At 64.2% G+C, this 21,800-nt stretch carries 22 protein-coding genes; 12 read left to right on the forward strand and 10 right to left on the reverse strand.

The features are described 5' to 3' along the window. Nucleotides 1-36 precede the first annotated feature (36 nt). Nucleotides 37-795 carry an IclR family transcriptional regulator gene (locus tag PBR20603_RS08080; RefSeq protein WP_150559040.1) on the forward strand — a complete coding sequence of 253 codons (759 nt, stop codon included), beginning with the start codon at nt 37-39 and terminating at the stop codon, nt 793-795. A gap of 32 nt (nt 796-827) precedes the next feature. Here the strand turns inward: PBR20603_RS08080 and PBR20603_RS08085 are convergent, their stop codons facing one another. From PBR20603_RS08085 to PBR20603_RS08100, 4 genes are all read right to left on the reverse strand, one after another. Then, nucleotides 828-1,463 (reverse strand): SRPBCC family protein, encoded by a 636-nt coding sequence (locus tag PBR20603_RS08085; RefSeq protein ID WP_150559041.1) that lies wholly within the window; start codon nt 1,461-1,463, stop codon nt 828-830. Next, nucleotides 1,432-1,962, reverse strand: a complete 531-nt coding sequence (locus tag PBR20603_RS08090) for a glycine cleavage system transcriptional repressor (RefSeq protein WP_150559042.1) — start codon at nt 1,960-1,962, stop codon at nt 1,432-1,434. The genes PBR20603_RS08085 and PBR20603_RS08090 overlap by 32 nt, the downstream gene beginning before the upstream one ends. A gap of 156 nt (nt 1,963-2,118) precedes the next feature. Then, entirely contained in the window at nt 2,119-2,781 is a 663-nt protein-coding gene (locus PBR20603_RS08095) for a phosphoribosyltransferase (protein ID WP_150559043.1), read from the reverse strand. A gap of 258 nt (nt 2,782-3,039) precedes the next feature. Further along, the gene (locus PBR20603_RS08100; RefSeq protein ID WP_174977839.1) at nt 3,040-3,747 is read right to left on the reverse strand and encodes a phosphatase PAP2 family protein; all 708 of its coding nucleotides are present in this window, start codon (nt 3,745-3,747) and stop codon (nt 3,040-3,042) included. A 586-nt stretch (nt 3,748-4,333) separates the two neighbouring features. On the opposite strand from PBR20603_RS08100, the gene PBR20603_RS08105 reads away from it, so the two are divergent. The 9 genes from PBR20603_RS08105 to PBR20603_RS08135 all read left to right on the forward strand — a co-directional run bounded on the left by PBR20603_RS08105 (nt 4,334) and on the right by PBR20603_RS08135 (nt 12,583). After that, on the forward strand, nt 4,334-5,956 hold the full coding sequence (locus tag PBR20603_RS08105; RefSeq protein ID WP_174977840.1) for a restriction endonuclease: 1,623 nt from the start codon (nt 4,334-4,336) through the stop codon (nt 5,954-5,956). A 93-nt stretch (nt 5,957-6,049) separates the two neighbouring features. Then, nucleotides 6,050-6,559: a YjjA family protein gene (locus PBR20603_RS08110; RefSeq protein ID WP_150559046.1), complete on the forward strand. Its 510-nt coding sequence runs from the start codon at nt 6,050-6,052 to the stop codon at nt 6,557-6,559. 178 nt (nt 6,560-6,737) lie between these two features. Next, nucleotides 6,738-7,382 carry an FMN-binding negative transcriptional regulator gene (locus tag PBR20603_RS08115; RefSeq protein WP_150559047.1) on the forward strand — a complete coding sequence of 215 codons (645 nt, stop codon included), beginning with the start codon at nt 6,738-6,740 and terminating at the stop codon, nt 7,380-7,382. A gap of 204 nt (nt 7,383-7,586) precedes the next feature. Beyond that, complete coding sequence (locus PBR20603_RS24090) at nt 7,587-7,745, forward strand: hypothetical protein (protein WP_174977841.1); 159 nt, start codon at nt 7,587-7,589, stop codon at nt 7,743-7,745. A 51-nt stretch (nt 7,746-7,796) separates the two neighbouring features. Then, nucleotides 7,797-8,729 (forward strand): DNA/RNA non-specific endonuclease, encoded by a 933-nt coding sequence (locus PBR20603_RS08120; RefSeq protein WP_246174476.1) that lies wholly within the window; start codon nt 7,797-7,799, stop codon nt 8,727-8,729. 114 nt (nt 8,730-8,843) lie between these two features. Further along, entirely contained in the window at nt 8,844-9,125 is a 282-nt protein-coding gene (locus tag PBR20603_RS08125; protein ID WP_150559048.1) for a hypothetical protein, read from the forward strand. Nucleotides 9,126-10,357: 1,232 nt separating this feature from the next. Next, nucleotides 10,358-10,525 (forward strand): hypothetical protein, encoded by a 168-nt coding sequence (locus tag PBR20603_RS24095; protein ID WP_174977842.1) that lies wholly within the window; start codon nt 10,358-10,360, stop codon nt 10,523-10,525. After that, on the forward strand, nt 10,510-10,881 hold the full coding sequence (locus PBR20603_RS08130) for a hypothetical protein (protein ID WP_150559049.1): 372 nt from the start codon (nt 10,510-10,512) through the stop codon (nt 10,879-10,881). The genes PBR20603_RS24095 and PBR20603_RS08130 overlap by 16 nt, the downstream gene beginning before the upstream one ends. Before the next feature lie 241 nt (nt 10,882-11,122). Further along, a complete protein-coding gene (locus PBR20603_RS08135) occupies nt 11,123-12,583 on the forward strand; it encodes a M20 family metallopeptidase (protein ID WP_150559050.1) in 1,461 nt (486 codons plus the stop codon). Between the two features lie 105 nt (nt 12,584-12,688). On the opposite strand, the gene PBR20603_RS08140 is transcribed toward PBR20603_RS08135, so the two are convergent. The 6 genes from PBR20603_RS08140 to PBR20603_RS08165 all read right to left on the reverse strand — a co-directional run bounded on the left by PBR20603_RS08140 (nt 12,689) and on the right by PBR20603_RS08165 (nt 18,896). Next, the gene (locus PBR20603_RS08140) at nt 12,689-13,942 is read right to left on the reverse strand and encodes a hydantoinase/carbamoylase family amidase (RefSeq protein WP_150559051.1); all 1,254 of its coding nucleotides are present in this window, start codon (nt 13,940-13,942) and stop codon (nt 12,689-12,691) included. A 58-nt stretch (nt 13,943-14,000) separates the two neighbouring features. After that, complete coding sequence (locus tag PBR20603_RS08145; RefSeq protein WP_150559052.1) at nt 14,001-14,951, reverse strand: dihydroorotate dehydrogenase; 951 nt, start codon at nt 14,949-14,951, stop codon at nt 14,001-14,003. After that, nucleotides 14,944-15,867, reverse strand: coding sequence for a dihydroorotate dehydrogenase electron transfer subunit (locus PBR20603_RS08150; protein ID WP_150559053.1), 924 nt, complete (start codon nt 15,865-15,867; stop codon nt 14,944-14,946). Before PBR20603_RS08150 ends, PBR20603_RS08145 begins: the two co-directional genes overlap by 8 nt. Before the next feature lie 87 nt (nt 15,868-15,954). Then, a complete protein-coding gene (locus PBR20603_RS08155; protein WP_150559054.1) occupies nt 15,955-17,217 on the reverse strand; it encodes an MFS transporter in 1,263 nt (420 codons plus the stop codon). A 131-nt stretch (nt 17,218-17,348) separates the two neighbouring features. Beyond that, nucleotides 17,349-17,675 (reverse strand): hypothetical protein, encoded by a 327-nt coding sequence (locus PBR20603_RS08160; protein WP_246174477.1) that lies wholly within the window; start codon nt 17,673-17,675, stop codon nt 17,349-17,351. A gap of 168 nt (nt 17,676-17,843) precedes the next feature. Then, nucleotides 17,844-18,896 (reverse strand): porin, encoded by a 1,053-nt coding sequence (locus PBR20603_RS08165; RefSeq protein ID WP_150559055.1) that lies wholly within the window; start codon nt 18,894-18,896, stop codon nt 17,844-17,846. 356 nt (nt 18,897-19,252) lie between these two features. Here PBR20603_RS08165 and PBR20603_RS08170 point away from each other — a divergent pair, with 356 nt between their 5' ends. Together PBR20603_RS08170 and PBR20603_RS08175 are read left to right on the forward strand one after the other, a co-directional pair. Next, nucleotides 19,253-20,155 (forward strand): helix-turn-helix domain-containing protein, encoded by a 903-nt coding sequence (locus tag PBR20603_RS08170; protein WP_150559056.1) that lies wholly within the window; start codon nt 19,253-19,255, stop codon nt 20,153-20,155. 130 nt (nt 20,156-20,285) lie between these two features. Next, nucleotides 20,286-21,653: a hypothetical protein gene (locus tag PBR20603_RS08175; protein WP_150559057.1), complete on the forward strand. Its 1,368-nt coding sequence runs from the start codon at nt 20,286-20,288 to the stop codon at nt 21,651-21,653. Nucleotides 21,654-21,800 lie beyond the last annotated feature (147 nt).

The raw sequence follows: 21,800 nt of genomic DNA on the forward strand, positions 1-21,800 counted from the left end.
TAGAACACAACTCGAACCCGAGATCCAGATACCGACATGAGCAATCAGTCGAACGCCGCGGCCGTCCGCGCATTTCGCATTCTCGAAATTCTCAGTGCCTCAGGCACGCCTATGACGCTGGCGGAGATTGTCGCCGTCATCGGTCTGCCGAAGCAGACCGTGCATCGTATTCTCAAACAACTCGAAGCCGCCTGGCTGGTCACGCGTGAGGCCGGCAGCCGGCATTACGAGCCGTCGTCGCGGGTGCGCGCGATGGCCGTCAACGCGCTGATGCACGTGGGCCCGGCGGCAGCGCGTCATGCCATCCTCCAGCAACTGGTCGACAAACTAGGCGAGACTTGCAATCTGTCAATGCTCTCGGGCGACGACCTTGTCTATCTCGACCGTGTGGAGACCGAGTGGTCACGTCAGCTCAAGCTCTCGCCCGGCTCGCGTGTGCCGCTGCACTGCACGGCGAGCGGCAAGCTGTTGCTGGCGTTCCTGCCGCGGGCGCGTCGCGAGAAGCTGATCGCGCATCTGCCGCTGCGGCCGCGTGCGGAGAACACCATCACCGATCTCGAAGACCTGCGCGAGGAACTGACCGAGACACGCAAGCGCCGGGTGGGGACCAACAACGAAGAGCACGTGCCGGGCATGATCGCGGTGGCCGTGCCGGTGATGCTCGACCGCAATCGTGCGTGCGCCGCTATTGCCGTGCAGGCGAGCGCGCAGCATTGCACGCTCGACAAGCTCATGACGTTTTTGCCCGAGCTCGAGGCGGCGGCCGAGACGATGGCGGCGACGTTCAACGAGTAAGGCGCGCGACCTCACGTCCGTTCTCTACACCGTCACTGGGCCGCAGCGGCAGCGGCGCTCGCGGCGGCGGCCGGTATTGACGCGGGGGCAGAGGGCGCGGGGGCCAGCGCCGCGAAGACCTGTTCGAGCTGCTTCGCGCCTTGTGCCGATTCTGCGCGCATGCGCGGCCCGATGAAGATCGGATCGAGGATCAGGAAGAGCAGATTCGGTGTGCGATAGATGAAGTCGCGCTCGAAGCGGGTGCCGGTGCCGTCCGGCGTGAGTTTGTAGCGCACCTCGCCCGACGCACGCCGGTTGACCTCGCCTTCGACGCGCCATTCGAGCGGCGGATTCGCGTCGACGACTCTCCAGTGAACGATGCCGTGACGACCCGCGAGCCGGAATTCTTCGGCGACTTCCTCGCCCACTTTGAGCGGATGGTCGGTCGCCCCTTGCACGGTGAGCGAAGCCGGATGCCACTTTGGCCAGTTGTCAGGCGTGGTCGCGTAGTCGTAGACGATCTGCGGTGGCGCGCGCAGCGTGACCGTGCTCACCACGTGCGTCTGGCGCTCGAACGGCAGGGGGAGCAGCGAGAGCAGGGCGGTGATCGCCACCGCCCCGAGGACGAACAGGAAGGCTCGCTTCATCGGTGCGCGCTCACGCACCGCCAGGCGAATCGAGTTCGACATCGACCATCAGGTCATCGGCAAGGCTTTCCAGCGTCTCGCGCAACGATTCCGTACTGACGCTCGCAGGCACGTGAAGGCGGGCTGTGGCGCGGAACAGCGTGCCGCCCGACATCGACCCCTCGACGCATTCCGTGGCGAGTTCATCGATGCTGATGCCGCGCGAGAAGAGGACGTGCGAGATTTCCTTGACGATGCCCGGATGATCCTGCCCGACCAGATCGAGCTGTAGTGTACGGGCGGCGGGATCGGTGGCCGCGCTCTGGGCACGCGTGACCGAGATTTGCAGGCCGTGCGTTTCCAGCGCGTGCAGGGCTTGCGTGAGCGCGTCGGCGTGCTCGTCGGGGACTTGAAGATGAATGATGCCGGCGAACTGGCCGGCAAGATTGGCGAGGCGGCTCTCCAGCCAGTTGGCGCCGGAGGCCGTCGCGCGATCGGCGATTGCATTGACCAGGCCCGGGCGATCCGGGCCGATCACGTTGAGAATCAGGGACGTCGTCATCACAGGCTCCGTCGAAACTGAGAGGCAAGAGGCGGCGCAGGCCGCGCGCTTGCTTTTCGGCAGGCGCCGTCGCGCGCGGCAGGCTTAAGTGTAGTGCAATCGCGGGGTGCCCCGCTACGGCGAGCCTTCCGTGCAACGTGGATTTTCGGCAACCGTCTATGGGCGATCGGCTGCCATGGCGAGCAGCGCGATCACGGTGGCGTCGTCGGTTTGCGCAAACTCGTTATACGCCACGCTAACTGCGTAGAACGGCTGTGGCGTCTCGAGGCAGACGACAGCGTCGGCCAACGTCGCCAGCCGTGCAATGGCGTCGGGCGCGCCGACCGGCGCACAGGCGATGAGCGGTGTCGCCCCGAGACGCCGCATCGCTCGCAGTGCGGCGATCATCGTCGAGCCGGTCGCGATGCCGTCGTCGACCACTACGACCGGCCGGCCCTGCACATGCGGCGCCCCACGCCCCGGTGTATACGCCTGACGCCGCTGCTGGATGAGCGCGCGCTGACGCGCGGTTTCATGCGAGAGATAAGTGCCCGTCGCACCAAGGGACAGCGCGTGGTCGTCGAGGAAGATGCCGCCGAACTCGTCGACGGCGCCCACGGCCAGTTCCGACTGATGCGGGGCGCGCAGCTTGTGAGCGAGCAGCACGTCGAGCGTGCCGTTCAGTTGGCGGGCGATGGGCAGTGCCACCGGCACGCCGCCGCGAGGAATGGCCAGCACCAGCGGCGGCGCACAGCGCGTGATCAATGCATGGGACGCGAGCATTTCGGCCAGCGCATGGCCTGCGGCGGCACGATCGGGAAACGAGGCAACGGCGGGCATGGGGCGAGGGCGGGGAGCGAACCCGGTAGAGGCATCGGTTCCGTCATCCTAACGCCGGGTCCTCACGCCCGTTTGCGCCAATCCGCGCGTTTGCCGATGCAACGCCGAGCAATTCAGGTTTGGCAATCGCGAACACGTGCAGCATCTGCGCCGTGATGACGCCATGCTCGAGATAGCGAAGCGCGCATACACCGACCGGCACCCCGATCAGGCCACACCTCGCCGACTCACGAAATGGCTGCCTCGCCGGGGGGGGCGTCACGCACCCGCGCGGATACGCCAGCGCTGCCAGGCGGCCACGAATGCCGTGCCGACTGCGATGCCCAGTGCTGCGCCCGCAAGCGCGTCGCTCGTCCAGTGATAGGCGGCGGCGATCTGGCCGAAGCTCGTGAGTGCAATGGCGACGGCACATGGCCAGCGCAGCGCGCGATGTCGCAGCGAGAGCACCGTCGCGAACGCGAGCATGACGGTGAGGTGCCCGGACGGAAATGACGCGTAGGCCGCGCCGTCGCCGCCGAAGAACCGGAATTCGAAAACGCCGTCGCGCAGGTACGACGGATTCTCATGAATCCACGTGGCTGGCCACGTGCGTCCGAACGCGAGCTTCAGGCCTTGTTTGAGCTCACGCCCCACGCCTGTCGCGCCCGCCGCGAGCCAGAGGGTGATGGCCCATGCCGGCAACTCGCGGCGCCAGATCAGCACCGCGCCAATGATCGCGAACGTCGGCCAGGCGAGGACGAACAGCGGCGAGGGCAACTCTGCGATCTGCTGAATCCAGCGTGTGCCCTGCGTGTGGACGTGCGCGAAGTCCACCACCGGCCGGTCGACCCACGCAATCGCAACCAGCGCCATCAACAGGCAGGCCGCCGCGCTGAGCCACGCCGTGCGAAGACAGGGCCGCGAGGCAAGGGAGGTGTCGGCGGCCGGTGATGCCGCCGGTCGCGAGTTCGGAGCCAGTGGGTTCATGACGTGGATTCGGCCAAGAGAGGGTGTCGACGTGCGATGGAACCGCGACATGGTAGTCGCCCTTGGGGGACGGCGTCGCGTCGAATTCCACATTCCCGATGTGCATGCCCCGTTGAGCGCCTCCCCGGCATGACTACGCATGACGACGGATAGGCACGACAACGCATATATCGCTGCTCGCCCGACGTCCCCGGTACGGCAGAACGTTCGACGCTGCGCTGCCGTCATGGCGATTTGATGACGGTCACGGTGCGGGCGTTGCGCCTATGACATGCTTGGGCCGCAAGGAAAAGAAAGATTTCTTTGCGGGTTGAGGGGGCAACGTCCTACAATCGTCCCCTACGTAAATGTCGTGCAATGGCGTGTCGTGCAATGCCGGTCGCATCGCTCGACGACGATCCGGGTCTCCGGGCCCAACTCCGTATCTGGGCGTCGCACGAGGTGCCGCGCTTCGAGAACTGGCAGCCGGGCCGTTGAGTTGGCAGCGGGGATATGCGTTCACACAGACATCGAACAAAGTCACAGCAGTCTTGGATGTGGTAGTTCGCTTGGCAAAACAAAATCAATATCGCATGCGGGGGCAGTAGTGAACCGGGGATTCGAGAGCATCATCGATCGTCTGGCGCGTGAGTTCTGGCGCGCCGCACACACGCGCGAGCAGCAACACGCCCAAATGCAGGCACGCTCGCTGGCGGAAGTCCGCGCCGTGGATCAGGCGCAGCGTGCCGCGCAAGAGGCGCCAGCCGCGGACGCGGCCGTTCGCGAACGTCTGCTGCTCGCGTGGCGTCAGGCAGAGGCGGCGGCGCAGGGGGCGAGGGCGAAGCTGGAAGTCGCGCGGCTCGAGCGTTTGCTCGCCGACGGCCTCACGCGCGATCTGCGCATCCCGCCGGCCGACCTGCGCGCGCGCAACACGCCGCCGGTGCTCGATACCCGGCATCTCCCAAAGATTCTGGCCAAACCCGAATGGGAGTCTTTCGCGCCCGAAAAACCGGGTAGGCTCGCCTTGGCCATGCCGGGCGCATCGGGGCGTTACGAGCAGGCCGTCGCCAAGGCGCGCAGCGAATTCGTCCATGCCGAGCGGGAGTACGAGGCGTCGAAGATCCGTCGCACACAAGGCTCGATGATTCTCCAGATCGCGCAGCAGAAGGCCACGGAAGCCGCGCGTGCCGATAGCGCGCGTCATAACGCGGCCGTGGCCGAGTTCGAGGGGGCGCTGTTGCGCGGTGAAGCGGCGGCCGTCACCGGCTATGCGCGCATCGTGCTCAGCCGCAGCCCGTATCCGGAAGCGTTCTTGCAGACGCTCGCGGCGCATTACGTCGAAAACCACAAGCTGCTGGCCATCGGCTACGACGTGCCGACGCTCGACGCCACCGTGCCCGTCGCGCTCGAGTACCACTACAACGCTGCGGAAAATCTCGTGCAGGGGGTGCCTGCCGGCGAGGCGATGCGCGCGCAGGTCTACGCCAACGCGCTGCGCCAGATCGTGCTGCGCTCGTTGCACGAGCTGTTCTCGGCGGACCCGCTGCGACATGTGAACGCTATCGTGTTCAACGTCTACGCCGCCGATGGCGACGCACGCGTGTGTCTGGCGAGCGCGCACGTGGCGCGTGCCGACTTCGCGGCGCTCGCGCTTGCGGAGGGCGATCCGGTGACGCATCTGGCGGCGCTGGGGGCTCGCATCTCCGCGCGTCCCGAGGCGCTGGAAGCGGTTGTGCCCGTGGCGGGTGTCGACATGACGCAGGTCGTCACGGACGCCGACGTGGCCGTCGACCGCCGTTTCAATCTGATGACGCTCACCGACAAGGATTTCACGCAGGTCATGTTCCACTTGCTGCGCTCGCACGGCTTCGAAGGCCCCCCGCTGCTGCCGGGCGAGACGCCGGGCTTGCTGACGTGCCGCGCGTGGGACCCGCATCCGATTTTCGGTGGTGATGTGGTCGTGCACATCTACCGGGAGTTGGTCCCTTGCGCGCGTCTCGGGATGAATGCCGCCCGCGCCATGCTCGCGGAGATGCAGCAGATTGGGGCGGCGCGAGGCATGCTGATCACCACGGGGGAGTTCGACGACGGCGTCGAGGAGTTTGCACGCGATCGCCGCATCGAGTTGCTCGCCGGGCATCATCTGGTCTTCCTCCTCAAAGAGAACGCGGGCGTGGATGCCAGCGTCGCAGTGCCGGAAGCGCTCGATACCGCCGCGGCGTTGTTCTGACGTTTTCGCGCTGGCGGCATTCATCGTCCCCGCGCAGACGTCCTGCTATAGTGAGCCGACCTGACCCACGTCATTTGCATCACGGAGGATCGTATGTCGCGACGCACGGAACGTTTGGCTGATGCCGGTTGGACGAGAACCAAAACCGGAGTGGTGGGGGCAAGCCTTGCACTGGCGCTGACCATCGGCGCACCGATGCTTGCGCATGCGCAACTCGATCTGCTCAAGAACGCCGTTGGCGGAAACTCTGGCGGCGGCAACGCCGGCGGACTCGCTGGCAGTCTTGGGGGGCTTGGCTCGGCCGGCTCGCTGACCTCCGGCAGTGTGGGCAATGCAACCGGCGTGTTGCAGTTCTGTATCAAGAACAACTATCTCAGCGGCGCGAATCTGAGTTCGGCGACCGATGTCAAAGACAAACTGCTCGGCAAGATCGGTACCCAATCGGGGTCGCCGGCCGCCAGCCCCGGCTATCTCGATGGGGCCAAAGGTCTGCTGTCTTCCCCGGACGGCAAGACAGTCGATCTGAATGGCGGCGGGCTCAAGGAGCAATTGACGCGTCAGGTCTGCGACAAGATTCTCGATCAGGCCAAATCCTTCCTCTGACACGGCCCTTGGCGTCGTTTTCGGGCTGCATCCGTCACCCGAAAACGACTGGAGCAAGGTGCCGCCAGGTACCTCGATGGCACCAAGAAAATTACGAGCGCTGGGTCTTTGCTAAGGGCCACGCGCGGACGTACGCTACGCGTTGTGCCACCCCCGCCGATTTTGTCCGGAGCCATCGATGTATCAGCCCGCCGCCTTCACCGAGACTCGTCCCGACGTTCTGCACGAGCTGATTCGCGCCCATCCCCTCGGTCTGCTCGTGAGCGCCGGTTCGCAGGGGTTGATTGCCGATTCGATTCCGTTTCTTGTGTATCCCGGCGAAGGCGAGTTCGGCACATTGCGCGCGCATCTGGCCCGCGCCAATCCGCATGGTCCGGCGCTGCGCGAGGTCGAGGAGTGTCTGATTGCATTCACGGGACCGCAGGGGTATATCACGCCATCGTGGTACGCCGCCAAGGCCGAACACGGCAAAGTCGTGCCGACCTGGAACTACGCGGCCGTGCATGTGTGGGGCAAACCGCGCGTCATTGACGATGCGGCATGGGTGCGACGCCTCGTGGGCGATCTCACACAATCGCAGGAGCGGGGCCGCTCCGCCCCGTGGGCGGTGGAGGATGCCCCGGCCGACTTCATCGATAGCACGCTGCGCGCTATCGTGGGTGTGGAGATTCCGATTCGTCGCATCGAGGGCAAATTCAAGATGTCGCAGAATCGCGCGATGCCCGATCGGGTCGGTGTGGTGCAAGGGCTGCGTGCCGACGGGCCGATGAACGAGCCACTGGCCGCGCTCGTCGCCCAGCGAGGCGAGGTGCCTGAGGCCTGAGCGGCTTGAGCAGGTACGGCGCGGCGGTCGCAAGCCGGCGCGATCAGCGTAATCGATGTGATCGGCATGATCGACAGGACCGGCAGGACCGGTGTAACCAGCGGAAGTCGTCGACGTAACGAATCGAAACAATTCAGTGGGGTGGGGACAGGCTGTCTGGCGGTGTCCCCGCATACAATGCGGCAACCCAACTCGGATGCCGCAATGAAAACGCTGCTCCTCATGCTCGCGATGGTGCTTTGTCTGCTCTTTCTCGAACAGGCATGGTTGCCGGCTGCGCAAGCGGACGAGTGCGGCAACCTGGGCCCCGCTCAGACGCTGCAATGCGCGGCCTACGGCGCGGGGAATGTCGTCCCCGAATAGCCGTTCATCCGCTACAATCGCACCCCCTGAGGTCTTACCCTAAGCAGTGCGATGAAGCAGTCTCGATGGACGGTCACCGCAGTGCGCGCGAACGGCTTGCGCGCGATGGCCGGGCAGTTGGCAGTGTCCTTTGCCTCTCTGATTTCCCTTTCTTCCGCAGTTGCCATCACGGCATTTCCGGGCGATGCGTTCGCAGCCGCCTCGGCGTGCGGCGATCACTACTGGGCCGGAACGGCGCCCGATATTACCAACACCGCGATGACGCGCAACGCGCGCGAGGTGTGCTTCAGCGCGTTCGGTGTGATGCACTCGGGCGTGACACGCACGCCGCTGTGGTCGGCGGAGCGTCTCACGCGAGCCGGTCTGAGCGATGCACGTCAGGTCTCTCGCGTCGACAAATTCCATGCCGAGTCGCAACTTCCCCCCGGGGAACGGGCGGAACTGCGCGACTATGTGCGCTCAGGGTATGACAGGGGGCACATGGCGCCCTCGGCCGATATGCCGGACGCGCAGGCGCAGTCGGAGAGCTTTTCGCTGGCGAATATGGTGCCCCAGAACAGCGAGAACAATCGTTATCTGTGGGCGGGCATCGAGTCGAGCGTGCGCAAGCTCGCGCAGGATCGTGGCGAATTGTTCGTGCTTACCGGACCGCTTTTCAAGGGCAAGTCGATCACGCAGGTCGGCAATCGCGTGATGGTGCCGACGCAGCTCTACAAGGTGATCTACGATCCCAAGCGCAAGCAGGCGGGCGCCTACCTTGTCGCCAACGAAGCGACAGGTGACTATTCGGTCGTGAGCGTGGCAGAACTCGAGACGCTGGCCGGCATCGACTTCTTCCCCGGTATGCCCGCAGACGTGAAGCGTACGGCGATGCGTCTGCCCGCGCCTAAGGCGGCGGGCGGCAAGCGCAAGCGAGATCCGGACGTGCCGTCGTATCGCGAGGTGCAGACGGTGCTCGACTTCTTGCGTACGATCATCCGTTAAGCACAGCGGCAACGCTCTTGCCGCATGGTTTCGGGCGTTGCCGGGTCGACGGGCTTGCCGCGCTCGTTGACCGGTCTCCACCGACTGATTTCTCTCTTGACTCAGGAGCCTCAGATGTCCGCTTCGTCTCCAGCCGACGCCAAATTCGCCCCGTTTGCCAACGACGCCGATGCGCTCACACTTGGCGAACTTAACGTCGAAAATCACACGGACCACGTTGCCATCTTTGGCAACCTCGAGCTTCGTCGCGATGCCGAAGGGCTACGCCAGGCGCAGGCGCTCAAGACGGTGCTCGACGCCGTGGTGGCGTCGCTCGCCAGCGCCGATCTGCCAGCCCATGTGGAAGCGTCGGGCGGCACCACCGCACGACAGGTGAGGAATCCGTTCGAATCGTAACGGTGAAGGGAAGGGGGCGCCGCACCCCCGGATTTACCCCAGCTTTGTGGCTTATTCGAAGAATCGATGTTGCACCGCACGACGCCACTGGTGCTCCGCTCCGCGCACGCCCTATCCTTCCCGGTCGCCCGGTTTACCGCGGTTGTCGCACCTGCGGCATGACACCCGCTGCCGCACCCCGAAAATTCCCCAATTCCACGGTTCATGCGGGTTGCGCGACAACTTGTCGCACCTGCGACATTCTGTCGCATTGACACGCTCCGTCACAAATCCCGAATCACGTCACCGTGACGGTATTCATCGGTGTATTTTCCCGTCTCGAAAACCATCCGAATCAAGCGTTTTGCTTGCGGCGACGCAGCACGGATAAGGGGTTTACGGTTCCCAGACAAAGCGCATACTAGCCCTGCGTCTCGTCGATTCCGATAGTGTGAATCGATGACCGGCAAGGCTACGAACACTAAACAACGCGAGGTAACTTATGCACATCCGTTGGAAAAAAGTGTATTCGAGTGGTTGGGGAACGATTCATCACGATGCACCCCGTTCCCATCGCAGCGCTGCTGAGCGCGAGCAACTCTTTCAACGCCTGTTGGCAATCGCGATCGCCTGTAGCGTCGGCGGTTTCGTGCTCTTGTCCGTAGGTGCGGCCTTTCTGGGGCGCTAAAGTCACCGATCTTCCCGATCTTCCTTTTCGTGCGCGGCACCGCCTTCGGCGGATTGCCGCGCAGCGTTGCTTCGGCTGACGTATCTCCCGCACTCCCTGCTTTTCACTCGGATAATCCGCTCCCGCCTCGATGGTGCAGGAGGCTGTGGTTCGTTCGTCACGCCGATTCAATCACCCGCTTTGAACGAACGTCCGTGCTGTTTTGAAACGTCTTGTTACAAAGATAGGGGGTTTCAAAAAGGCTGGCGTGGCCAATTTCCGGCAATTTTCTGCAATTCTCTGTTAAAGATCTGTCGCGACATACGATAAAGCGCGCAATATGCGTTGATATCCATCGTCGATGACGTGGTCTCTCGTGGTGCTGCGGCCGCATTCTGCAAGTTCACGCTATTGCGTTTACGAAAGAATAGTGCGATCTTGAAGCCAAAGCGCGGTGTCGGAATTTTGGCTAATTCTCATTCGGAATTTGCCCGGATTTATCCGAATTGTCTTGCGCTTCAAAACTTTCGATAAATAAGAAAAGAACAGTAGTGCGGGCTGGTTTGATTGATTTGTGAGGTGCGCCATGGAAATTCGCTGGGAAAAGTTGTACTCGGGCGGATTGGGTCGTTTCTACGACACTTCGGAATCGAGCCGCCGCCGGGCACGGCGCGCGCAGTTGGCATGGTTTGGCGTGGTGATCTCCATTGGTGTCGCCATCGGGGCCATTGCCATCGCATGGCGCTGGGTCTGATGTTCATCACGGCAAAGCGCTGCTCGGGAATCAAGGCAATGTGGGTGCTGCTCGCCTTCGCGGCGAGCGTGCCGGTTCGCGCTCAGACGCCGGCCATGCCGACAGAGCCGCTCGATGCGGCCGGAAAGCCGTGCGGGGCGCTGCGAGCGCTGCCTGCCGATGTCACGCAGTATCGCTACGAGGTGATGAACCGGTGCGAACGTCCGGTCACGTTCTTCTGGCGTTGCAGCGCCAGCGACATCGAGCATTCGCTCGAAGTCCCGGGCAAGGCGACGCAGGCCGCCACATGCGTCAAGGCGACGGCGGCGGCCGGGGAAATCGTGTTTCGCTTCGACCCGCCGGGCACGGGCAACTAAGCGTCGCTTCGGCGCCCTCGATTCACCCCATTTTCACCCCGCATGACCTGCGCCGCGCCCTGACCGGCTGAGGATGCCGGGGGCGCACGCCACCGCTGGCCGGCCGGTCGCCACCGCGGCCGGGAATGGCTATCATGACGCCATATGGCCCGCCGGAACCCCCAGCGAGTGCCCGGGACGGCGTCGCGCCCCCTGCGACCGGATCCGTCACGTCAACCAAGACACCCCCAAGGACTTCCCCATGACCGACCCTGTCACCTTGACTCAGCCGTCGCTCGATTCGGCAGCATTGCGTGAATTCGTCGAACGCAAATGGAATGACGAAATCCTGCATGCGCTGACCGACTACATTGCCGTACCCGCCAAAAGCCCGGGCTTCGATGCCGATTGGGCGCGCAACGGGTATATCGATCGCGTGGTGCGCGACGCTGCCCAGTGGGCAGAACGTCAGCCCGTGAAGGGGCTGACGCTCGAAGTGATTCGTCTGGAAGGCCGCACGCCGGTGATCTTCTTCGAAGCCCCGGCCACCCGCTCGGGCAGTACCGAGACGATCGTGCTCTACGGTCACCTCGACAAGCAGCCCGAGTTCGACGGATGGCGCAAGGACCTTGGCCCGTGGACCCCCAAGTTCGAAGACGGCAAACTCTATGGCCGCGGCGGCGCAGACGATGGCTACGCCATCTACTCGAGTGTGACGGCGCTCGCCGCCCTCGATGCGCAAGGCGTGGAGCGCCCGCGTTGCGTGGGGCTCATCGAGACGTGTGAAGAGTCGGGCAGCTACGATCTGCTGCCGTATGTCGATGCGCTGCGCGAGCGCCTGGGCCGCGTCGGTCTGGTTGTTTGCCTCGATTCGGGGGCCGGCAACTATGACCAACTGTGGCTGACGACATCGCTGCGTGGCCTGATCTCGGGCAGCCTCGAAGTGCAGGTGCTCGACGAAGGCATTCACTCGGGTGGCTACGGCGGCATTGCGCCGTCGAGCTTTCGCATCATGCGCCAGTTGTTCGAGCGGCTCGAAGACGCCGGCACCGGTAACGTGCTGCCGCAGGGCTTTCATACCCCGATTCCGTTGCAGCGTCTGAAAGAGGCGGAAGCCACCGCGCACATTCTGGGCGACGATGTCTGGAAGAAGATGCCGTGGGCGTGCGGTCAGGACGGCCTGTCGGTGTTGCCGACCACGACCGATCCGAAGGAAGCGCTGCTCAATTCGACGTGGCGTCCGTCGCTGTCGGTGACGGGGGCCGCCGGTCTGCCTGCACTGGCCGATGCCGGGAATGTGTTGCGTCCGCGTACGGCGTTCAAGCTCTCGCTGCGCCTGCCGCCGCTCGTCGACGCGGCCAAGGCCGTGGCCGAACTCAAGTCACTGCTCGAACTCGACCCGCCGTACAACGCGAAGGTGACGTTCAAGTCCGACGCCGGTGCGGCCTCCGGATGGAATGCCCCTGACGTCGCGCCGTGGCTCACGTCGGCGCTGAACACGGCATCGCAACGGCATTACGGGGAGGACGTAGCGTACATCGGGCAGGGCGGCACGATTCCCCTGATGAATACGCTGCAAGCGGGTTTCCCGACGGCGCAGTTCATGGTGTGCGGCGTCCTCGGACCGAAGTCGAACGCACACGGCCCGAACGAGTTCCTGCACGTGCCCTATGCGAAGAAGCTGACCGCTGCGGTGGCCGAGGTGATCGCCTTGGCGCCGTGAGCACACTAAGTTCGCCAAGGCGGTCAGTGCCGCCGCGATAAACGACCCGTCGGGCCGCCTGAGTGCGGCCCGATTTGTTTTCGGCAGCGAGGGATGGGGGTGGGTTCAGAGGCGACGCGTGGCGGCGTCGATGACCTGTACGCCGCGCATGAAGTCATCGAGGTCCATGCTTTCGAGCGGATTGTGCGAGCCGTTGGCATTGCGCACGAACACCATGCCGCTCGGAATGCCTGCGTTGGCGAAGATTGCGGCGTCGTGACCGGCGCCGCTCGGCACCCGTTCTTGCGGAAGATCGAGCATGCGGCAGGCATCGAGCAGCAGCGACGACACGTGCGTGTCCATGATCGCCGGAGGCGACGCCAGACGCCGGTCGAACACAAACCGCACGCCGCGATCGCGTTCGATGGCGCGGCATTCCGTTCGCATCAGCTCATAGAATACGTCGAGCGTATCGGCACTCTGGCTGCGGACTTCCAGACTGAAATCCACCTTGCCCGGAATGCGCGAGATGGCGTGCTCGGCGGGATCGGTGCCGACGATGCCGGTCGTCACCACCATGTCGATGCCACGCTCGAGCAGGGCGCGCCAATGTTCGTCGAGACGCGTGATGAGATCGGCCACCGCGAACATGGCGTCGTGACGCAGCCAGCGCGGCACCGCGCCCGAGTGACCCGCTTCGCCCACGCACGACACTCGGTTGTGCCGCACATTGCCACGAATGCCGGGCACGACGGCCACGGGCATGTTGCGTGCGATCATCACCGGGCCCTGCTCGATGTGCAGCTCCAGCCACGCCTTGGCTCGCGAGGCGTCGAACAGCGTGGCGCCGCCGCGAATCGCGTCGATATCGGCGCCGGCCTGCGCCATGCATACCGCGAGTGTGCGGCCATGCGTGCGGTGGGGCATGGCGAGATCGGCCTCGTTGAGTTTGCCGAACAGCGCGCTCGATCCCATATAGGCCTTGCCGAACCAAGCGCTTTCCTCTCCGCGCAGCGCGAGTACGCGCACCGGCGTGGCGGTATGGTGCTGAGTGCGCCGTTGTTCGACGAGACACAGCAGACCGGCCACGATGCCGGCGAGACCGTCGTAATTCCCGCCTTGCGGCACGGAGTCGAGATGCGAGCCGATCCACGTGGCGGGGGCGTCGCCGGTATCGTCGGGCAGGGTGAAGATCAGGTTGGCGGCGCCGTCGCGGGTGACGCTCAGGCCCTGATGGCCGGCCCATTCCGTCAGATACGAGGCTGCGGCATTTTCGCCTTCGCCGTAGCTGTCGCGGGTAATGCCGACGCCATCGTCGCCAAGATGGCGCAGGTCGGTGAAGAGTTGTTCGGCCAGCGGGGCCAGCGCGTTCAGTTCCATGAGTGTGCTTCTTTTCGCGCGATGCTTCGCGAGGGTTGCGTATAACGTGTGACGGCGCTCAGCCGGACTGCTGCGCGAAGCGCAGCCAACGGTCGGTCAGTTGGGCGTCGAGGGCGACGGCACCGGTGAGCGTCGCGATGCGATCGACGGCCTGCGTATCGCAGTACGCGGCCAGCCCGTCGATGATGTGTCCCATCACGGCCGGATCGCGGAACGACGCCGTGCCGACCTGCACAGCCGAGGCGCCCGCGAGCATGAACTCGACAGCGTCGTCAGCCGTTTCGATGCCGCCGCAGCCAATGATCGGGATGCGCACCGCACGATGACACTGATGCACGAGCCGCACCGCGAGCGGTCTGATTGCCGGCCCCGACAGTCCGCCCATTACGTTGCCCAGCTTGGGCTTGCGCGTGCGCACGTCGATGGCCATGCCGAGCACGGTGTTGCCCATGACGATGGCGTCGGCGCCCGCATCTTCTGCTGCTCTGGCAATCAGCGCGATCTGGCCTGCGTTGGGCGTGAGCTTCACCCACAGCGGATGCGAGGTGCGCCGCCGAATGGCGCTCACGGCCTTGTAGGTGCTCTCGGGCTGCATGGCGAAGGCCATGCCGTCCGCTTCGAGGTTGGGGCAGGAGATGTTCGCTTCGATTGCCGCGACCTCCGGCAGCGACAGCGTCTCGCAGGCTTGTCCGAAAGACTCTGCCGTGTCGGCCGACACGGATACCACGACAGGCGTATCGAAACGCGTATACGCGGGCAGGACATCGCGCCGATAGGCGTCGAGCCCCTTGCTCGGAATGCCGATGGAGTTGAGCATGCCGCTGGCCGTTTCTGCCACGCGCGGCGTCGGATTGCCCGCACGCGTGGCAGGTGAGACGCTTTTGACGACGAGCGCGCCGAGTCGCGTCAGGTCCAGCGCTTCGGCATATTCGACCGCGAAGCAGCCGGAGGCCGGCATGACCGGATTGCGCAAGGTGAGCGAGCCGATGCGTACGGAAAGATCAGCCAAAGTCCACCTCCCCGACGACGTCGCGAATCGGAAATACGGGGCCTTCGCGGCACACGCGCAGAAATTGCTTGTCGCCATCGCGATCGAACAGGCGCACGCACGACAGGCAAACACCCATGCCGCACGCCATACGTTGCTCCATCGCGACCTCGGCCGTGATTTGCGGGTGAGCGCGCAGCACGCGCTGGAGCAGCATCAACAGGCGGTGCGAGCCGCAGGTGTAGACGGCGTCGTGCGGTGTCGCGTCGAGCAGGGCGCGAATTCGCGGCTCCAGTGCCTCGACGGCCGACGAGCCGTCGGTGTCGAATACGCAATGCACGTCGGCCAATGCGAGGGCCTCAGGTGAGCGCAGGAATTCCTCACGCATCAGATCGGCTTCGCTGCGGGCCGACATGACGACCGTCAGCTTCAGCCCGGCGGCTGCCGCTCGCTGCACGAGCGGCGCCATCGTCGCCAGACCCACGCCGCGCGCCACCAGCATCACGCGCTGCCACTGCGTATCGAGCGTGAAGGTGTTGCCGAGCGGGCCGACGATGTCGAGCGTCGCGCCTTCGGGCAGCGTAGCGAGCGCGCGCGTGCCGACTCCCGTCACGTTGTAGAGAAACTCGATGGTGTCCGGCTCGGGGCCGGTGCCGTACACGCTCATCGGACGCAGCAGGAAGGGGGCGTCGCTGTCTGTCACCGGGCACTTCAGTTGGTAGAACTGGCCGGGATGTGTCGTGAGGGCGATGGGGGCATTCGCCTGCAGACGCAGATAGCGATAACGGGCATTGACAGCGTGATGTGCGAGCACGCGGCAGCGATGCGTCGCGACCGTGGGCGTGGCGCACGTGGCACGGTGCGCGTCGCAGGTGTGCGGGTGTACCCGCCCCAATGGGCGGGGGACGCCGGTACACGTCAGAGTAGCAACTGACATGAGGACTCCGAATAGTGGGGGGCTGGCGCTGCATCGCGACGCGGCGACGTCGTAACGTTGCGCGCGTCGCAGACGTCACGTATGTCGTTATTCGAGTTCAACGCCTTTGAGTTCGGGGATCAGGAAACGCGTCGCGAGCATGTCGAGCACATACAGGCCCGCGAGCAGCGCGATGGCAATCTGGAACGAGTAGCGGGCCGCGAGCGCCCCGACGACGACAGGCCCCAGTCCGCCGATGGCGCGTCCGATGTTCCACAGCACGTTCTGCGCGGTGGCGCGTGCGGCGGTAGGGTAGGCCTCCGACATGAGCGTGCCGTAGCCCCCGACCATGCCGTTGACGAACATGCCCATCAGTGCGCCGGCGAAGAGCATGACTGTCGGGTCGGTCAACTGAGCGTAGACGATCACCATCACCACGGCCCCTGCCTGATACAGCAGGAACGTGGGGCGGCGTCCGATGCGGTCCGCCAACTGCCCGAAGACCCAGACGCCGATCATCATGCCGATCACGGTGGCCGCGGTCCAAAGGCCGGATTTCGTGAGCGAGAAGCCGAGCTTTTGCGAGAGGAACGTCGGCAGCCAGATCATGATGCCGTAGTAGCCGAAGTTCTGAACCGAGCAAAGAATCACGATACCCAGACTCACACGGGTCGTGCGGGCATCCTTCACGAGCAGGCGGAAGGCGTTGCTGCCCTGACCCGGCTTCGCGGTCCTGTCAGTGCGCCGCACGAAGACTTCCGGTTCGTGCAGCTTGTTGCGCAACACCCAGGCAACGAGCGCGGGCAGCACGCCCACGAGGAACATGCCGCGCCAGCCGATGTGCATCAGCAGCAGCGGTGTGAGCAGCGCTGCCGCGAGAACACCTGTCTGCCACCCGAGCGCGACGTACGACGAAACGCGTGCGCGTTTGGCCGCCGGCCAGGCCTCGGCGGCCAGCGCCATGCCGATACCGAACTCGCCGCCGAGACCGATGCCCGCAATCGTGCGATACACGAGCAAGTCCCAGAAGCCCTGCGCGAATGCGCACAGCCCGGTGAAGATGGCGAACAGCAGGATTGTCCACGTGAGCATGCGCACGCGGCCGTAGCGATCCGAGAGCGCACCGAAAAGAATGCCGCCCGCGACGGCACCGATCAGTGTCCACGTCACGAGTGCGCCGGCCTGGCCGGGCGAGAGTTGCAGCCCGGCCGTAATCGCCGGCAGCATGAAGCCGAGAATGAGCAGGTCGAAACCGTCCATCGCATAGCCGATGGCAGAGCCCGCGAGCGCTTTCCATGCGTATGGCGTGACGACTTCGTCGGACGTGGCACCCGCGCGTTGCGCACTCGGTGTGTTCAGGTTGGCTTCCATGATCGGTTCCTGTTGGGGGCAGCGAATCGGCGCAGCGATAAACGCCGCGCGGTTTTCGTCGATTTGTCTAAATTTATAGACGATCGGGTCAAAAAAATACCGCCGGTGGGGGCGCGCCGATACTTGCGGACTCACACATAGACTTCGGTCGTCAACTGCGCGGCAAAGCCGTTCAGCGTGGCGAGGAAGCTGGCATCGGACGTGGCCGCTGCATCACGCAACATCGTGGCATAGGCTTTGCTGCGGGCGAGGAATGCCTGAAACGTCTCGCCATTGGCGGCAATGCCAGACTGACGTTCCACGAACGTTTGTGCGGCCTGTGCCAACAGCAGCAACGCAGCTGATTCCCGCGTAGCCGTGCGCGACGCATTCAGACAACGCGCAGCAAAATCCTCGATGTCGGACAGACCGACCGTGTCGCGTTGCAACCAGACGCATGCAAGCTGCAGATCCATCATGCTCTCCATTTGTCTAAATATTTAGACTAAACGAACCCGGCGGGGCAGGCAAGGCGAAAATAATCGGGTCAAACCCTGATGTCGATGCAGTGCGACGGCAGCCATAAACGAGGAGAATCGCGTGCCGCCGCATGCCTCGGGAGCGCTGGCGCTATCGCCGGCGCTCGCTCAGAACTTCATGCGCAGGCCGGCGCCGTATGTCTGGCCGGTCGACAGGTCGCTCATGTGGTCGTACTTGTACGCGGCGTAGATGTCGGTGCGCTTGGACAGCGGATAGTCGTAACCGAGTGCCCAGGTGGTGCGACGCTGGTTGTCGCCGGAGCCGTTCGATCCGGTGTAGGCGACCGATGCGAGCACGCTGCCACGGCCGAGCGGCACCGAAGCGCCCAACTGTCCCGTATTGGCGTGAAAATTGCCGCTCGCGGCCTGACTTGCGATGAGCATGTACTGGGCGAAGACCTTCACCACGGCGAAGTCGTACGAGAGGCCGAGCTGTGCCGTGTTCTGGTTGGTCAGGCCAGTGACGCCGGGCAGTTGCGTGCCAAAGTCTCCCGGTGTCGCGCTGAAATTCACGTACTGATAGTTCACGGCAGCGGCGAACGGGCCGTTGGCGTAGGTGATTGCGGCTGCCCATTTCTTCGCGCTGTGGTCGGTCGGGCTGTTGCCGGTGGCATAGAGCAGCGTGCCCGCGACCCCGGCGTAGTTCGGCGACGTGTACGCCACCGCGTTGTTCCAGGCCGAGTCGCCCACCACACCCTGCGTCCCCAGACCCTTGTAGGTGTGGAAGATCATCGGCGAGAAGGTGTACGAGTTGTTGAACGGGTTGAACTGGATCGTGGCGAGATAAAGCGGGGTGGTGATGCGTCCGAGGCGCAAGGTGCCCATGGCGTTGGACAGGCCGACGTAGGCGTTGCGCGAGAAGAAGCTGTCGCCGGCGAAGCGGCCGTACGTTCCGTTGTTCGGCTGGAAGTAGCTTTCCAGCACGAACAGCGCGCTGTTGCCACCGCCCAGATCTTCGGTGCCAGCCATGCCCCAATACGACGTGGTCATGCCGCCGCCTTGCTGCACGACCGCAGCGTTGCCGCCGGGGTTCTTCACCGAACCGACGTAGGCGTCTGCCAGGCCGTAGAAGCTCACACTCGATTGCGCGTGAGCCGTGGTTGCGAGCGTTGCGGCGCTCAACGCGGCGGCGCCAGCCACCTTGTGCCAGGTTTTCATCATTCCCTCTTTGTTTGTATAAATTTCTGGACGGCGCGCAGGCTATCACTGCCAGCGCGTGGGGTCATCCCCCAAACTGCGTCGGGCTTGCCCTCGGTGCACGGCTTTCCCACGCCGTGGGGTATCCGTATGCGGCATCGTGCGGAAATCTAAAAAAATAGACAATCGGAAAAATATTCTGCGTGCCGATGTGGGGTGTTTGCGACACAGAGGCACGCGCTCAGTGCCGAGTCGTGGTCGCACGGGCGTGGCGTCAGGACTTGCGGGTGACCGGTATAATCCCGGCACTGCAATGTGGGCGAGGCTTGACTGGCCGGGCCAGGCATTGGCATCCGACAGGGGGCGATTTGAATCGAGCTGTGACGACATCCCGGGCGCCGAGAGGCGCGCGTTTCAATTTTCGAGCCATCGGCGAACGTTTGCGCGCCTACCGGCTGGCGGCGGAGTTGCGTAGTGAGGATGTGGCCGAGCAGCTCGACATCTCACGCGCGGCCATCTATAAGCTCGAGCGCGGCGAGATCGTCAAGATTGACACGCTTGAGCGGCTTGCGGCGCTGCTGGGCGTGTCGCTGGCCAATCTGCTGGGCGTGGAGGTCGAATATCACGACTCGGCGGTGAGCTATTTCGAGCGGATGCGTCAGTTGGAGAGCCGCTCCGAGCGTATCGTCGCGCACTTCGATCCGATTTCCTTTCTGCTCACGTCAGACGACTACGACGTGTGGCTGCGTCACATGCTCGACGAGAGCATTCCGCCCACGCTCGCCGACCGCCATTGGGCGAACACGATCGATCGGGTGCTGGGCATTCTGCAGGAGCGCAAGTCGAGCTTCTCGCGTCAGCGGCTGGCAGTGACCAGCCTGATCGGGCTGCGTCAGATCGAGCAGTTCCTGCATCACGGACTCGTTGGCCGGCTGGGACTGCCGCCGGGTGTTCAGCTCGAGCGGAAGATGGCGGCCCGTCGCGAGGTCGCGCGCATTGTCGAGTTTCTCGAAGCCGACACGGCGGGCGTGCAGATCGGCATTGTGAGCGACAACATGCCCAACGAGACCTTCCAGATCTTCGAAGCGCAGGGCGAAGCCTATGTCGCTGTCTCGCCGTTCCGTCTGGGCGAGTTACCGAACTTGCGTACCGGTATCGCGACCATCACCACATCGCCTGACGGTGTGGGCATGTATCGCGCCATGATCGACCGTCTGTGGGCCGATTCGGCCAAGGGCAAGGAAGGCGCCGCCCTATTGGGACAATTGCTCGCACGATTCTGATCGCTGGCGCAAACGGATGCGCTGGTGCCACAAAGCGAAGCCATTCGACATTATCGAAATCGCCTCACGGCGATTCCCTTTAGTCTCCTCGCGCCTGAAGACCATCCGGTCTGTTTACCTGGAGACGATTATGGGAACAATTTCCGCGGCATCGAGCCATTCGCCGGTGCAAGTCATTTCCACTAGCTGGTCGAAGCCGCCTGGGGACGGGAATAGCTTCGGCTCAGACTTTCAGCGGCTGGGATCGGTCGCAACCTCTGCGCTCGCGCCGCTCGGCAAGGCTTGGCAGACATATCCTGCACGTCAGAGAAGCGATTTGGAGAACAGCGGCATTCCGCTCGGCAGTTGGTGCGGCGAGCGCGATCGGGATGTGCTTCGTGCGAACCGCCTGCAAGCGCACCCGCTGATGCCCAAGCTTGTTGGCGAAACACTCGAGCGCTGGCGCGCCACGTACCTCGACGCCATTGCCAAGGACGTGAGCTTCGAGCGCGATCGCTCGACGTCCATGCAATTGGTGCGCAATGGTATTCAACTCGGCGTCGAGCCGTTTGTTCGAACATTCGATGTCGCGCCAGTGCGGGCCCAGCTCGAGGAGATCGCGCCGCTAAACGATGAGATTCGTAAGTTGCGGGCGACGGTGCAATCGTTGCCGGATGGGGAAGGGAAGCGGATCGCACAGGGAAGTCTCGCTGATCTCGCTTCACTCCGGGATGCCATGCTGGATCTGACGCTGGGGGCGCATGAACGCAAGCGCGACGAACTCAAGGTGGAAATCAGCGTGCTGATCGCGCTCAACGACATGGCGCGCGAAGCGGAACGAGAGATGCGCAATGGCGGCGCCAATGTGCCATTGCGACTCTGCGTGCGCGATGGTAACTGGGTGCTCAAGCCGGCCGCGTCGACATCCTGGTTCGCCAAGAACAAGACGCGTGCGGCCAACGATGCGGCGCGGCTCGCGTTGCTTCTTGGTTATCCGGCAGACCAGCGCATCACGCTCAAGACGATTCGGGAGCGGGGGTTCGGGGCACACGAGTATTCGTCGGTGCTCAACGATGCCCGGGCCCTGGGGCAGGGGTCCACGTGTTCGTGGCTCGCGGCCAGAGCGTTGGACATCGACGTTTGGAAGCGCGAAGGCAGCACGGTACTGGATGACGTCATGCGCACCCACGAGCGCCGCAGGCTTGGCGACGCACCGGTGCCTGCACACGACGACACCATGCTCGACGAGGAACACGACGCCGTGCCGCATCTCTTCGGTCCGGATGGCGCGGAGTACGCACTCGTTACGCACGTCAAAACATCGTCGAACGTCGCCGGGAGGTCGCAAGCGTCTGGAAGGGTACATTTTGCGGAGGCGCTCGGCGCGGCTCGCTCGCTTGAGCGGCAAGCGTCGGAGGTGTTGCCGCCCCCGGTGCCGCCGCGGATGCCGCCGCTGCCGGCTTCCCCGCCGCCAGCCCTGCCGGCATTACCGTCGTCACTGCCGCCCATCCTTGAGTAATTCACTGCAATCGCCGAGTTAAGCAGAACAGGCCGCGACCGGAATAGGGAGCGGCCTTTTTCGTGCTTCAGAACACTTCGGCCATGACGCATCTCTCATCCCGTAACCAAAACGCAAGGCTGAAATTTCGCCGGCCGAAACGCTTCA

Origin of the sequence: Pandoraea bronchicola, from assembly GCF_902459805.1 — a bacterium.
Taxonomy (GTDB): domain Bacteria; phylum Pseudomonadota; class Gammaproteobacteria; order Burkholderiales; family Burkholderiaceae; genus Pandoraea; species Pandoraea bronchicola.

What these genes read in the sequence shown, in the direction of transcription:
- PBR20603_RS08080 (WP_150559040.1), top strand. Translation starts at nt 37, where the DNA reads ATGAGCAATCAGTCGAACGCCGCGGCCGTCCGCGCATTTCGCATTCTC.
- PBR20603_RS08085 (WP_150559041.1), bottom strand. Translation starts at nt 1,463, where the DNA reads ATGTCGAACTCGATTCGCCTGGCGGTGCGTGAGCGCGCACCGATGAAG.
- PBR20603_RS08090 (WP_150559042.1), bottom strand. Translation starts at nt 1,962, where the DNA reads ATGACGACGTCCCTGATTCTCAACGTGATCGGCCCGGATCGCCCGGGC.
- PBR20603_RS08095 (WP_150559043.1), bottom strand. Translation starts at nt 2,781, where the DNA reads ATGCCCGCCGTTGCCTCGTTTCCCGATCGTGCCGCCGCAGGCCATGCG.
- PBR20603_RS08100 (WP_174977839.1), bottom strand. Translation starts at nt 3,747, where the DNA reads ATGAACCCACTGGCTCCGAACTCGCGACCGGCGGCATCACCGGCCGCC.
- PBR20603_RS08110 (WP_150559046.1), top strand. Translation starts at nt 6,050, where the DNA reads ATGTCGCGACGCACGGAACGTTTGGCTGATGCCGGTTGGACGAGAACC.
- PBR20603_RS08115 (WP_150559047.1), top strand. Translation starts at nt 6,738, where the DNA reads ATGTATCAGCCCGCCGCCTTCACCGAGACTCGTCCCGACGTTCTGCAC.
- PBR20603_RS24090 (WP_174977841.1), top strand. Translation starts at nt 7,587, where the DNA reads ATGAAAACGCTGCTCCTCATGCTCGCGATGGTGCTTTGTCTGCTCTTT.
- PBR20603_RS08120 (WP_246174476.1), top strand. Translation starts at nt 7,797, where the DNA reads ATGAAGCAGTCTCGATGGACGGTCACCGCAGTGCGCGCGAACGGCTTG.
- PBR20603_RS08125 (WP_150559048.1), top strand. Translation starts at nt 8,844, where the DNA reads ATGTCCGCTTCGTCTCCAGCCGACGCCAAATTCGCCCCGTTTGCCAAC.
- PBR20603_RS24095 (WP_174977842.1), top strand. Translation starts at nt 10,358, where the DNA reads ATGGAAATTCGCTGGGAAAAGTTGTACTCGGGCGGATTGGGTCGTTTC.
- PBR20603_RS08130 (WP_150559049.1), top strand. Translation starts at nt 10,510, where the DNA reads ATGGCGCTGGGTCTGATGTTCATCACGGCAAAGCGCTGCTCGGGAATC.
- PBR20603_RS08135 (WP_150559050.1), top strand. Translation starts at nt 11,123, where the DNA reads ATGACCGACCCTGTCACCTTGACTCAGCCGTCGCTCGATTCGGCAGCA.
- PBR20603_RS08140 (WP_150559051.1), bottom strand. Translation starts at nt 13,942, where the DNA reads ATGGAACTGAACGCGCTGGCCCCGCTGGCCGAACAACTCTTCACCGAC.
- PBR20603_RS08150 (WP_150559053.1), bottom strand. Translation starts at nt 15,867, where the DNA reads ATGTCAGTTGCTACTCTGACGTGTACCGGCGTCCCCCGCCCATTGGGG.
- PBR20603_RS08155 (WP_150559054.1), bottom strand. Translation starts at nt 17,217, where the DNA reads ATGGAAGCCAACCTGAACACACCGAGTGCGCAACGCGCGGGTGCCACG.
- PBR20603_RS08160 (WP_246174477.1), bottom strand. Translation starts at nt 17,675, where the DNA reads ATGATGGATCTGCAGCTTGCATGCGTCTGGTTGCAACGCGACACGGTC.
- PBR20603_RS08165 (WP_150559055.1), bottom strand. Translation starts at nt 18,896, where the DNA reads ATGATGAAAACCTGGCACAAGGTGGCTGGCGCCGCCGCGTTGAGCGCC.
- PBR20603_RS08175 (WP_150559057.1), top strand. Translation starts at nt 20,286, where the DNA reads ATGGGAACAATTTCCGCGGCATCGAGCCATTCGCCGGTGCAAGTCATT.